Source organism: Sphingomonas sp., assembly GCF_965248875.1.
Classification (GTDB): domain Bacteria; phylum Pseudomonadota; class Alphaproteobacteria; order Sphingomonadales; family Sphingomonadaceae; genus Sphingomonas.
Genome location: NZ_CBDFKR010000004.1, coordinates 95204 through 108236, shown reverse-complemented (window position 1 = coordinate 108236; position 13033 = coordinate 95204). Strand labels below are relative to the sequence as shown.

Below are 13033 nucleotides of genomic sequence, written 5' to 3'. Positions count from 1 at the left end.
TTGACCCTGCCGGTCCGGCCGACGCGCCCGGTTCGCGAATGCCGCGGGCCGATGCGCGAGCCTCTACTTAGCCTCTACTTCCGCGGCCGCGGGGCGGAGCGGCGATGCGCGCGAGCCTCTACTTAGCCTCTGCTTCCGGCCGCGACCAACCGCACCGGCAGCCCGTCCTTGGGCCGGGGGATCGGGAAATACTGCCACGCCTCCCCTGCCCCCGCCCCCAGCTCGATCCGATACGCCGCCAGCAGGTGCGCGACCAGCAGCCGCACCTGCATCGTCGCGAAATGCAGCCCGATGCACATGTGCGCGCCGCCGCCGAACGGCAGCCACGCGAACCGGTGCCGCCCCTTCGCAGCCTCGGGCGTGAAGCGCAGCGGGTCGAACTTGTCCGGCGCTTCCCAGTAATCCGGCGAATGGTGGGTCCAGCCGATGCTGATCCCGATCTGCGACCCCGCCGGGATGGTGTAGCCGCCCCAGCTGAAATCACGCAGCGCCCGGCGCGGCAGCGACGGCACCGGCGGCACGACGCGCAGCGATTCCTTGAACGCCCATTCGGTCTCGACGAGCCGGTCCAGCCGGTCGGGATAGGTGCCGCCGAGCCCCGCGACCTCGACCGCCAGGCGCTCCTGCCAGTCAGGATTGCGCCCCAGCAGCATCACCAGCGATGTCGCGGACGAGGTGATGGTGTCGTGCGCCGCCATCATCAGGAAGTTCATGTGATCGGCGATCGCCGCCGCCGGCAATGGCTGGCTGTCCTCGTCTTCCGCGCGGCAGAAATGCGAGAAGAAGTCCTGCCCGCCCCCCGCACGACGCCGCGGCACCTCGCGCTCGAACAGGTCGATAAGGTAGCGGCGACCATCCACGCCCTTCTTCATTGAGGTGCCTGGCCAGGGCCGCCGGATCGGCGCGACCGACGCCTGGACCTCGTCGACGAACGCCTTGTTGATCGCCGCGGCTTCGTCGCCCAGCTCCATGCCGAGGAAGCAATCGGCGGCCAGATCTAGGCTGAGCTGCTTGATCGCTTCATAGAAGCGGAACGTCCCGCCGGCCGCCCAGCCTTGCACGGCGCGCGCCATTCCCTGGTCCAGGCGGTGCGCATAGTGACGCATCGGCTCGGGCTTGAACGCGACGCCCAGCACCTTGCGCTGGCCGCGGTGATGGTCGAAATCCATCAGCATCAGCCCGCGCGGGAACAAGAGGTTGAGCAGCGGCCCCCAGCCCTGTTCGGACGAGAACAGCCGGTCGCGATCCATCAGGACGAACTCGTTCGCCTCCGCGCCCAGCAGCGCCACCGACCGCTCGCCGAACGAATTGTTGCGATAGATGCGGCCGTGCTTCGCCACCATCGCGGCGCCGAACGCGGCCGGATCGCGCAGCATCTTCAACGTGTTGCCGACGATCGGCCAACCATCCTCGCCCGGGATCGCGTCGAGCGCGCCGCCGCCGAGCTTCGGCAGCCAGTGCGGGTTGGCGGCATAGGTGTGGGCGAGCGCCATCGGCTATTCTCCAGTCAATCGGCGCTTCAGACCGGCAAGGCTGGCGAACGGCCCGGCGGGGTCCTCATCGCTGACGCCCGCAGCGGCAAGGGCCGCGCCGGCGTCGGGGCGGCGCGCAAACGGATCGAGCGCCAGCGCCATCGTTTCCGCCGCCGCCTCGCCCAGGTCGATCAACCCGTTCTCGACCGGCAGGGTGTCGAGCGCATCCTCAGTAAGCTCAAGCTCCTCGGGCACGTCCTGCTCCGCCACGAAGCGCAGGGCGACCTGCTCGTCCACCACCGCGACCAGCGGCTCGCCCGTCGCCGCGCATGCCTGGGTCACGGCGGCGGTGACCCGGCCCGTCGCGAGCACGGCGTCGCCTTCGCGGCGCAGCGTGAACCGCGCCTCCAGCAGGTCGACGGCGATCAGCCCGAACCGCCGCGCCAGCGCCGCTCGCTCTCCCGTTTCGGCCGCGATCGCGACCATGCGGTCCTCAACGCCGATCTGATCGAGCCGCTCCGGCCGGCCGAACTCGGGCTGCGTCACGTCAGCCGACCTTTCAGCAGCGCGTCGAGCGGCAGCGCCGCCAGATCGGCCCGCAACGCCCCGAGCGCGGTTGCGACATGCGCCACCGCCTTGGCCTCCGGCTCACCGGCGCGATACAGGTTGCGCCGCAGTGCCGGGCCGATATCCCCCGCGGCCCAGCCGTCGCGATAAGCGCCCAGCCGCCCGCCCAGCATCGCCATCATGCGGCCGATATGCTTGCCGACGACGATGTCGCCGATGCCGATTTCGCGCAACTGGCCGTCCATGTCGTCGACGAACCGCTCGGTCAGCCTGGCGCTTGGCGCCGCCGCCTCCGGGATCGTCTCCAGCCGCAACAGCACGGTCGCCAGCACCGCGGCGACCATGTCGAAGCGGCCATCGACGGTGTCCGGCACGGCGCCTGCGACATACCAATGCGGCTCCCGCGCGCGCGCCACCACGGCCTGATAGAGCGGCAGCGCGGTCTCGTCGCCCTGACCCTTCAACAGCCTGTCGAACCAGCCCAACATCGCCAACCTTGCCCGTGCCGCCGCCCTCCCCTAATCGGGAGGGTGCGGAGCCTGTTCGCGCGTTGCCACCCGGCTTCGCCGCCCGCAAGCGTTACGGAGTAGCCCATGCCACTGTCCTCCCGCGTCCTCGTCCTCGCCGTGGCGGGCGTGCTGGCGCCGCTGGCGCTCGGCGGGTGCGTGCCGATCCGGCAGCATCAGGGCTATCTGGTCGATGCGGACCTGGTGAACTCGGTGCAGGTGGGCGTCGACAATCGCACCTCCGTCGCGCAGACGCTGGGCCGGCCGACCTTCACCAGCCAGTTTGCCAGAGAGTCCGGGGTCGGCGACTGGTATTACCTCGCCCGCGACACGCACAACCTCGCCTTCCGCAATCCGCATCCGTCGGCGCAGGTGACCCTCCAGATCCAGTTCGACGCGACGGGCACCGTGACGGGCATCCGCCGTGGCGGCCTGCAACAGGTCGCGGCGGTCAGCCCGTACGGGCCGACCACGCCGACGCTGGGCAAGAAGCGAGGCTTCTTCGAAGACCTGTTCGGCAACATCGGCACGCTGGGCGCGGGCGGCGGCGGCGCGGGTGGCGCTGGTGGCGCAGGTGGGGGCGACGGCAGCCCTTAAGCCGCTGCATGCACGCCGCAGCGGAGCAGTGCGCGAGACGAGCATGGCCGACGGCGGCGCAGCCGACCTGTCCGACGTCACGTGGTTTACGCGCGTGACGGCCTCAGCGCACCGTGAACAGCACCTGATCCACCACCCGGCCGCCAAGGTCGACCAGGCTCAGCCGATGGGCGCCCCGACCCGGCAGGATCTGCGGCGTCGTGTCCGCGGCGCCGATGTCGGCGCGATCCAGCAGCACCCGGTGCGCCGCCGCCGCACCCGTCACCGCCACCGCCAGCCGCTGGCGGTCGGCCGGAATGTCAGGATCGAGCGCATAGACGCTGCCCGCGACCGGGTTGGTGAAGTGCGGCCGCCGCGCCGTGTCGGGGGCGGCGGCGATCAGCGACTGGCCGGTGCCGCGGAGGAACCACTCGCGCCGCGGCTGCTCGATCGCCCCCGCAAAGGCGATCCGCCGCGCCTCCACGCCGCCGGGCGCGGACGGCTCTGCCGCAGGCACGGCGGCGTTGAGCGCGGTCATCAAGTCGCGCCACACCGGGGCCGCGCCGCTCGTCCCCGACACTGCGCGCATCGGATCGCCCTCCGCATTGCCGACCCAGACGCCGACGGTGAACCGCGGCGTCCAGCCGATGCACCAATTATCGCGCATCGCCTTTGAGGTGCCCGTCTTCACCGCCGCCCAGAAGGGCAGCCGCAGCGCCGAATCGAGCCCGAAGGTCGCCGCGCGCGCGTTGGGATCGGCGATGATGTCGCCGACCAGCCATGCCGCCGCGGGCGTGGTGATCGCGCGAAGGCCGACCCGTGGTGCGTCCGCCGTCAGCCGCAGCGGTCCCCACCGCCCGCCCAGCGCCAAGGCGCGATAGGCGGCGACCTGTTCTAGCAATGTCACCTCCGCCGAACCAAGCGCGAGGCTGAAGCCGTAGTAGTCGCCATCCTCGACCATGCCATGATAGCCTAGGTCCCATAGCCGGTCGCGGAACGGATCGACGCCGACCAGCAGCAGCGTCCTGACCGCGGGGACGTTGAGCGACCCCGCCAGCGCGGTGCGCGCGGACACCGGACCCTTGAATCCCTTGTCGTAATTCTGCGGGACGTAGAGGCCCGACGCGGTGTCGAGCTGGACCGGCGAATCGTCCAGGATCGACGCCGGGGTCAGATAGCCGCGCTCGATCGCCTGCGCGTAGAGGAAGGGCTTCAGCGTCGATCCCGCCTGGCGATAGCTGTTGGCGTTGTCGACCGCAGGCGCGGTCGACGCGCCGCCGATCCCGCCGACATAGGCGAGCACGTCGCCCGACGCATTGTCAACGACCACCGCCGCGCCGTCCCGCGCGCGCGTGCCGCCCAGCCCGATCAGCTGCCGCCGCAGCGCCTCGATCGCGAGCCGCTGCACGCCTGCATCGAGCGTCGTGCGCACGCGCAGCCCCGGCCGGGTCAGCAGCCGGTCGGCGAGGTGCGGCGCCAGCCCGGGATCGAGCTGCAGCGACCGCGCCGGGCCGAGGGCCGACGCCGCTGCGGCCTGGAAGCTGGCGCAGTCGGACGCATGCGCCAGCCGGCAGGCGCGCCGCGCCAGCCGGTCGGGCGTCGCCTGCGGGTCGGGCAGCAGCGCCGCGAGCAGCAATGCGTCGTCGCGGCTGAGGCTGGCCGGGGTCGCGCCGAACAGCCCCAGCGCCGCCGCGCCGATCCCCTGCGCCTCGCCGCGGAACCCGGCGAGGTTGAGATAGGCTTCCAGGATCTGGTCTTTCGACCACGCCGCCTCCAGCGCCTGCGCCGCCCTGATCTGGCGCAGCTTGTCGCGCCAGCCCCGCACGCCGGGCCGGGCGAGGTCGGGGTTCAGATAGCCTGCAACCTGCATCGAGATGGTGCTGGCGCCGCGGCCCGCATGGCCGCTCAGCCGGTCGCGGAGCGCGCCGCCCAGCGCCAGCCAATCGACCCCGCCATGACGCCAGAATCGATGGTCCTCCGCCGCGACCAGCGTCTCGCGTACCGTCGGCGACACCTGCGCGAGCGGCACCCATGCGAGGCGGCGGCGCGCGAAGTCGACTCGTGACGAATCGAGCAGCACGCCGTTGCGGTCGTACAGCCAGGCCTCCGACGGGGTGACCGCGGCGCGGACGACCTCGAACGGCGGCACCGGCGGCGGCGCGGTGAGGAGGTGCAGGGTGAGGAGCAGGGCGGACGCCGCGATCGCCGCGCCCCAACCGATCTTCCGCTTCTTCGTCATTCTCGCGAGGGCGGGGATCCATCGATCCACCCGCACACGCGGCATGATGGAGCTCCGCCTGCGGGAGGATGACAATACAACAGCGTCAACGCCGTCCGGTTCGCCGCTCACCGGTCGCCCACCTCCACCGGCGCATTGGGCAGCTGCGCGCGAACGGCGGGCGAATACATCGCCTCGACCCGGCTGGGCGGCAGGCTGAAGCGGCCGGCGGTGTTGAGCCGCATCGTGTAGCTCACCACGAAGCGCCCTGCGGGCACCCAAGAGAAATAGCCCCGCCAGCTGTCACGCGCGCGTTCGACATAGGCGGGCTGGGCACCCGACATGACGATGAAAGGCTTGCCGTCGATCGTTACCCGGTCGCTCTGCCCCGGCGTGTCCTCGCCCTGACGGAGCAACCGCGACTGGCCGCCGAGATCGCCGATCACGGTCGCGCCCGCGGGCACCGGGTCATTGACCACCACCCAGTTTCGCTCCGCGGGCGCATCCACCGTCAGCGTCACGCGCATCACGTCGCCGCGCGTCAGGCGGCCGGGAGTGCGCTGTTGCACCATCGTCACCTGCCGCCCCAGCCGGTAGCCCGCGAACAGCGGTACGCGCAGCGGCACCGCCGCGCGCACCGACACCGTCGCCCAGGGGCCGGTCCCGCCCGCCTGGCGCAGCACCAGCGGCGTGATCTGCGCCGGCAACGGGAAGGAGATGCTCCGGGCAGCCACCGCCAGCGGCCAGGCTCGCGCCTCATGCCGCCCGCCCAGCAGAAGCTGCGTCGTTCCCGTCACCGCCGTCGCGGGATACAGCCGCGCGAACTTGCCCACCGCCAGCGTGCCCCAGGCATTGGCCGTCGTCAGGTCCCAGCGGCCATGCTCCTGCCGCTGCGCCAGCCCGAACATCATCCGCCCGGCATCGTCCTGCCACCCCGGCCGCCCCAGCGTCGCCAGCACCACCTTCGCCGCCGCCTCGTCCTGCGACGACATCATCCACCAATAGCTGTTCTGCGCATCGCTGAGATCGAGCCGCACGCCCTCGAACACCAGCCGCGCGCGCAGCTCGTTCTCGACCGCGCCCTTGATCGCCGCCGCGTTGGCGAGCGGCAGCTTGTCGAGCGACAGCAGGTAATCCGCCAGGAACGCGGTCGGCATCTCGTGCACGGTCAGCCCGATCTGCCCCAGCATGGCGGGCGTCGCCGCCCCGGCGCGGGCGAGCGCGTTGAAGGCGACCAGCCGCCGCACGCGGATGTCGCCATAGGTCTCATGCCGGACGCGCCCGTCCAGCACCGCCTTCAGCCCCTCGATCATCCGCGTCCGCGACGCTTCGGGGATGCTCAGTCCCGCCTCCGCCGTCATCGTCAGCACATAGGCGGTCAGCGCCTCCGACGGCTCGGCATTGCCGCTCGGCCAATAGCGGAGCAGCCCGTCCGGAGCCTGGAACACTGGAATAGTTGCCGCCAGCCGGTCCCATGCGGCCCGGTCGCCCAACGCCACGGCTTTCGAAAGCTGCTGCTCGAAACAGGTGTAGGGGTACGCCGCCATGAACTGCCGCACGCCGGTGAGCGGGGGCGCCATGGTGTCGGACAGCTGGATGTCGACCGAGCCGCGCCCCGGCAGCGCGCCTGCGGGCGGGGCGACCGGAACCTGCGCATCTACCCGCGCCAGCGTCGCCGCCCAGGTCTCTACCGGCACCGCGGGGACGATGTCCTGGCTGACGGTCAGCCGGTCCGCCTTGCCGTCGCTCGACCGCGCCGCCACCGACCAGCGCAGGCCTGGCACATTGGCGGGCGCGATCAGATTCCACGCCACCGGCACCGCCCCGCCCGCGGGCACCGTCACGGTCAGCGGCCGGCCGGTGGCGACGCGCGGCTGCAGATCGACCGTGGCGGTGACGGTCATCGGCCGCGACGTCCCGTTCCTCAGCGTGAACCCGGCCGCGAACCGGTCGCCCGCGCGCACCAGCGGCGGGATGCCGGCGAACAGCTGCAGGTCCTGCGCGGTGCGGATGTCGGCGCTGCCCGTCCCGAAGCGATCCGCGCCGTCGGTGGCGATCGCGACCAACTTGAACGCCGACAGCGCGTCCGACAGCGGCACCTGGACCCGTGCGCGGCCCTGTTCGTCGAGCGCGACATGGCCGCGCCACAGCAGCACCGGCTGGAAGTTCTCGCGGTTGAGCGCCGCCGCATCTGCGCCGCCGCCACCGCCCGCCGCCACCGCCTTGCGCCCATAATGCCGCTTGCCGACGACCTGCATCTGCGCGGTCGAGGTGAGCACCGACAGCGGCCGCTCGCCCATCATCGCGGTCAGGATGTCCCAGGACGAGTTGGGCGCGAGCTGCAGCAGCGCCTGGTCGACCGCGGCGAACGCCACGTCGGCGGTGCGCGCGGGGCGGCCGTCCGGCGTGCGCACCTGGATCGCGACCGCCGCGGTCTGGCGCGGGCCATAGCGCGGCGCGTCGGCCTGGACCGCGACCTGCAGTTGATGCGTCTCCCACCCGACCTTGATCCTGGCGATGCCGAGCCGGTAGGCGGGCTTGGCGAGATCGACCAGTGCGGTCGGCGGCGGTGCGGGCTCGGTCGCGCCGAGCAGCCCGACCCGCTCGCCCAGCCGGTGGAACCAACTCCCCCAGCTCTCGGTGATCCGTCCGCGCACCGCCAGCACCGAGACGTAAACGTCGGGCGCATAGCCGCCGTTGAGCGGCACCTCGACCACCGGATCGGTACCCGACAAGGTCGTCACGAAGCTCTTCAGCACGCCCTCGCGCTCCACCGTGACCAGCGCCGTCGCCTCGCGGAACGGCATGCGGACCTGAAAGCGCGCGGTGTCGCCCGCGTGATAGCTGGTCTGTTCGGGCACCACGTCCATGCGGTCGCCATTGTCGCCGCCGAACCACCATTCGTCGTCGCCCGCCAGCCACACGGAGTGAACGGCGCGCGTCGTGTTGCCGTCGGCATCGGTGGTCGTCGCGACAGCATAGACCTCGCCCGACACACCCGGATCGACGTGGCATTGGGCGAGCCCCTGCGCGTCGGTCGTCGCCGAGCAGGACGCGCCCAGCTTGTCGGTCCGCATCTGGTTGTCATAGGCGTAGAAGCCGCCGATCAGCCGCCGTCGCGCGGTCAGGATCTGGCGGCTGTAGAGCGCGACCTGAATGCGCTGGCCGCGGATCGGATGGCCGTCGGTGTCGAGCGCGACGAAGCGCAGGCGCAGGTCGTCCTGCTTCATCAGCCAGCCATCGGTCTTCATCCCCAGCTGCACCGCGGCGGGGAAGATCGGCACGATCCGGCTCGCGGTCAGCGTTTCGCCATTGGCGTCCTGATAGTCCATCTCGACCTGCATGTCGGCGAGCCGGTCGAGTGCTGGCACCTCCACCGTCTGTCGCCCCGTGCCGTCGCCGCCCAGCGTCAGCGGCAGCGTCTGCGTCGGCGGCAAGGCGGTCGGCGTATCCTCACCGTCCTGGTCGAGCGGCTTGACGCCCTCGACGACCGGATCGCCACCGAAGGTGTAGCTCTCATAGCCATCAGGCGTGCCCGCATGCGCGAACCAGCCGACGCGCATCTCGACCGGCAGGTTGCTTGCCGCCCCGCCCGAAAGATAACCGACGAACAGGTCGAGCGGCAGCTGGCGCGGGCGTACCGCCGCCTGGCGCGGCCCGGTGACGGTCGCGCGCATCGTCGGCAGCCGGTATTCGTCGACCTTGATCGATTGGCCAACATGGATCGTCCGATCGTTCGGCGCGACCACCGACAGGTCGTAATCGCCCATCGGCGCGCCCGCCGGCGCGGTCCAGCTCGTTTCCCCGACGCCGTTGGTGATGGTGATCGGCACCTCAAACACCGTGTCCGAGCCGCGGTGCGACAGTTTCAGCGTGCCGGTAAAGCCGGGCGGCAGGCGGAAGCCGGTCCCCGACGGCGCGCGCAGGATGTGCTTCATGTGCACCGTCTCGCCCTGCCGCACGAGCGCGCGGTCGAAGATCGTGTGCAGCGTCTCGCCCGGAGCCTCATAGCCATAGGGCAGGTCGAAATCGAACGGGCTGATGCCGTTTGCCCAGCTGGTCAGCGTAAAGCTGTAATCGTCGCCCGCGGTGGCCGACACCATCAGCGGATGCTCGTCGCCCTCACAGCTGCCCCCCGTCGACGGCGCGGGCAGCCCGGCGGGGGCCATCACCCCGCCCGAACGGTCGGTCGTGCCGTGGGCGAGCAGCTGGCCGGTGCAGCTGTCGGTGATCCTGACCGCAGCATTGGCGACCGGCCGGCCGGTGTCGAGCGACGTAACCCAGGCGAGGCTAGCCTCGCGTCCCCATTCGAAATGCACCGCCATGTTGGTGACGAGGACCGAAGTCGCGACATAGCGCGGGGCGCTGCGGCCGAGCAGCGCGCGGCCGAGCGCGGGGCTCGCGACCTCGACGACGTAGAAGCCGGGTTGGCGAAGCGGGATGCCGACCACCTCGAACGCGCGCCCGCCCAGCGGCGGGCGGACGGCGAACCCCGCGCCCGTCCCCGCGGGCAGGATCGAGGTGTCGCCGGTGTGGTTGACGCGGCCGACCTCCTGCCCGTCACGCTCGATCGGGGTCGACCGCTCCTCGCCGGCACTGTCGACCGTCCGCAGCCATTCGGCGACCTTGCCGTCGGACGCCTCGATGCGCAGCGTGCGGCCCGGGATCGCCAGGTTCGTGCCCCGTAGCGCCGGCTCGACGTTGCGCACCGTCACCGGCAGCACGCCGCCCTCATGCGCCTCAAGAATGCCGAACCCAGCCGTGAACTTGATAAGCGGCGGGGCCTCGTCGAAGCGCACCTGCAGCGGGAAGCGCTCGGCATTCTGGAGCACGCGCCCGCTCTCGTCCCGCACCCCTGCGGGGACCGTCAGCGTCGCGGCGCTCGCGAACGGCAGCGGCGGGGCGAAGCCGACGTCGCTGATCGTCGCGGCGCGCTGCTCGTCCTTAGAGAAGGTGGGTTCGATCGCATGGCCGTCGGGCAGCGTGATGCGGATCTGCCGCGCGACGCTGAGCGCGATGGGCGCGGAGAAGCGGACATAGGCCTTCTCGACCGGGCTGCACCCCGCCTGCGCATTGACGCGGCTGCATTCGAAGCGCGCGGCAAAGGGCTTGCGGACCGTGAAGTCGAAGCGCTGGTCCGCGCCCGCGGTCTTGCCGCCTGCGCCCGCGATCTGCGCCCCCCAGACCAGCGCCATCGCACGGCCCGGCGGCAGCGGGCGGCGGCACTTCAGCGCCACCACCGGCTGCAACGCCCGCGTCCGCGCGCCCGCGTCGGCGGGCAGCCGATCGGGCAGGCTGGCATTACTGAGGAAATTGGTCAGCCGATACTCGATCGGGCTCAGCGCGCCTAGCAACCGCGCCGGGACATCCGATGGCAGCACGTCGACCGGGATGCGCTCGCCGACGCCGTCGACCGCGCAATAGGCGTTGGCGGCGACCGATTGCGGCGTCGGCACCATGTTCGCGGCGACCAGGAAGACCTGATCCTCCTCGATCTCGTCGCCGTCGTTTGCCGGCAGGATCGCGCGCGCGACCGGGCCGCCGGCGTCGACGGTGAAGCTGGGCGTGCTCGCCATCGCATAGCCCGCGACGCTCTTCAGGGTGGCAACGGTCTCGAACCTGCAGCTCGTGCCGCCCGCCAGCGGCGTTGCGAAGTCGAACACCCAGGTCTGCTGGTCGACCCAGCGGCCCTGCCCGGCGCAGGGCGTGGTCAGCGGCGCAGCCGCGCGCGGATCGCCGAGTGGGACCATCGCCTGGCTGAAGCGTACTGAATACCGCTGGATCGCGCCGCCGCCGATGCCGGGCTGCGCGAAGACGATGCGGGGGGCGTTGTCGCCGAACGCCGTCACGGGAGCCAGCGCGAGGATCGACACCGCCAACCGCCAAGCCTTGCGCATCGCCCTGCCCCCCTTGATCTGTGTTGATGCTACCGCGCTGTTGAACAACGGTCTAGCGCACGTCAGCCTCGGCTCGTCGCGATTTTTACCAGCGCCGAGCGGCGTAACCCGCCGCCCAGCCGAGTGTCACGGACAGAGCCACGGCGGCCAGCCCGTACAGCAGTGACGCCTTGTCGGCCGCCTGGGTGACGAACCGTTCCATCCCCTCCTTCTGCACCTCGATCGGCCGCACGGCGGCGGCGAGGACGTGCCCGTCACGGATCAGGAAGGTCTCTGCCGTGAACCGCCCCACCGGCACCCGCGCCGGGATGGTTAGTCGCGCGCGATACAGCACGCCCCCGGTAATCTCGACCGCATGCGGATCGGCAAAATACAGCCCCGCGCGGCGCTTGGTCGCGACCAGCCCGCCTTGGAACCGCGCCTGTTCGTCGGCGGGTGCGTTCGATGCGGGCGACAGCTGCAGCGAGTCGAGACCCAATTCATAGATGGCGCGGGTGCGCGCATCGACGATCTGCTCGATCGGCCGTGCCGACGCGATCGCGTAGAAGGACGGTGCCGAGCGGTACCGCAGCCGGTCGGCATTGACCCAGATGCCCGCGAACCGCTCCTTCTCGCGCACCAGCACCGACTGCGCCGGCCCCTTTACCACGACGACGATGTCGATCGGCCGCTGATCGGCGACACGATCGGGCCGCACGATCGCGCCGAACAGCAGCAGTTCGGCGCCGGTGAAGGAGTAGACGATCCTGACCAGCCGCTGCGAGACATCGGGCACCAGCACCGGCTTCGGCTCGCCCGATGCTTTCGTCGCCATGAGCAGCACCGGCAGCAACAGTGCCGGCAGCGTCCTCGTGGCACCCGCTCTCACGCAGCCCCCTTCACGCAGCTTCGACCGTGAAGATCGCCTCCGGCCGCCACACCAGCCCGAGCAGGATGCGCAGGCCCACCAGCAACACCATCGTCGCCAGCAGCAACCGCAGCCATTCGGGCTTTAGCCGCCCCGCGAGCTTCACCCCGACCTGCGCGCCGATCACCGAGCCGGTCAGCAGCAATCCGGCGAGCACGATGTCAACCGCCTTGGTCGTCAGTGCGTGGATCATCGTCGCCGCTGCCGTGACGAACAGGATCTGGAACAGGCTGGTGCCCACCACCGTCGCGGTCGCCATGCCGAGCAGATAGATCATCGCGGGGACTAGGATAAAGCCGCCGCCGATCCCAAGCATCACCGTCAGGACGCCGGTCGCAAAGCCCAGCAGGAGCGGCGCGATCGGGGAAATATACAAGCCCGAGCGGTAAAAGCGCGTCCGGAACGGCAGCGCCGCGATCAGCGGGTGGTGCCGTCGCTTTGCTGCCCGCGGTGTTTCGCCGCGGCGCGCCAGCAGGATCGCGGTGATCGACTCCCGCGCCATCGACGTGCCGATCGAGCCCAGCAGCAGGACGTAGACGATGGCGATGACGGTATCGAGCTGGCCAAGCGCCTGCAGCGCCGCAAATACCCACGCCCCGGCCAGTGACCCGAAGATGCCGCCTGCGACCAGCACCAGACCCATCTTCACGTCGACCCCGCCGCGGCGGAAATGAGTGAAGACCCCCGACACGCTGGCGCCGGTAACCTGGCTGGCGGCCGACGCGGCGGCGACGGTTGGCGGGATGCCGTAGACGATCAGCAGCGGCGTGGTCAGGAACCCGCCGCCGACGCCGAACATCCCCGACAGCAACCCGACGCCGCCGCCGAGCAGCACGATCACAATCGCATTGACCGACAGATTGGCGATGGGAAGGTAGACGTCCACGTCC

Annotated in this window: 8 protein-coding genes; 1 reads left to right on the top strand and 7 read right to left on the bottom strand. The window is 71.0% G+C overall.

Features of this window, described 5'->3' with window-relative positions:
• Window positions 1-122: 122 nt before the first annotated feature.
• The 3 genes from ACP2AD_RS03000 to ACP2AD_RS02990 are packed head-to-tail and all read right to left on the bottom strand — an operon-like array spanning window position 123 to window position 2527.
• On the bottom strand, window positions 123-1493 hold the full coding sequence (locus tag ACP2AD_RS03000) for a cytochrome P450 (protein WP_425228599.1): 1371 nt from the start codon (window positions 1491-1493) through the stop codon (window positions 123-125).
• A gap of 3 nt (window positions 1494-1496) precedes the next feature.
• Window positions 1497-2018: a YceD family protein gene (locus tag ACP2AD_RS02995; protein ID WP_425228598.1), complete on the bottom strand. Its 522-nt coding sequence runs from the start codon at window positions 2016-2018 to the stop codon at window positions 1497-1499.
• Window positions 2015-2527, bottom strand: coding sequence for a ubiquinol-cytochrome C chaperone family protein (locus ACP2AD_RS02990; RefSeq protein WP_425228597.1), 513 nt, complete (start codon window positions 2525-2527; stop codon window positions 2015-2017). Before ACP2AD_RS02990 ends, ACP2AD_RS02995 begins: the two co-directional genes overlap by 4 nt.
• Before the next feature lie 105 nt (window positions 2528-2632).
• Between ACP2AD_RS02990 and ACP2AD_RS02985 the strand changes: the two genes are divergently transcribed.
• Window positions 2633-3142 (top strand): outer membrane protein assembly factor BamE, encoded by a 510-nt coding sequence (locus ACP2AD_RS02985; RefSeq protein ID WP_425228596.1) that lies wholly within the window; start codon window positions 2633-2635, stop codon window positions 3140-3142.
• A 103-nt stretch (window positions 3143-3245) separates the two neighbouring features.
• On the opposite strand, the gene pbpC is transcribed toward ACP2AD_RS02985, so the two are convergent.
• The 4 genes from pbpC to ACP2AD_RS02965 form a co-directional block, all read right to left on the bottom strand.
• A complete protein-coding gene (pbpC, locus tag ACP2AD_RS02980; RefSeq protein ID WP_425228595.1) occupies window positions 3246-5360 on the bottom strand; it encodes a penicillin-binding protein 1C in 2115 nt (704 codons plus the stop codon).
• A 107-nt stretch (window positions 5361-5467) separates the two neighbouring features.
• Window positions 5468-11236 carry an alpha-2-macroglobulin family protein gene (locus tag ACP2AD_RS02975; protein WP_425228594.1) on the bottom strand — a complete coding sequence of 1923 codons (5769 nt, stop codon included), beginning with the start codon at window positions 11234-11236 and terminating at the stop codon, window positions 5468-5470.
• Between the two features lie 85 nt (window positions 11237-11321).
• Window positions 11322-12050, bottom strand: a complete 729-nt coding sequence (locus ACP2AD_RS02970; RefSeq protein ID WP_425228743.1) for a TIGR02186 family protein — start codon at window positions 12048-12050, stop codon at window positions 11322-11324.
• Between the two features lie 64 nt (window positions 12051-12114).
• Window positions 12115-13029 (bottom strand): sulfite exporter TauE/SafE family protein, encoded by a 915-nt coding sequence (locus ACP2AD_RS02965; RefSeq protein ID WP_425228593.1) that lies wholly within the window; start codon window positions 13027-13029, stop codon window positions 12115-12117.
• Window positions 13030-13033: the final 4 nt, after the last annotated feature.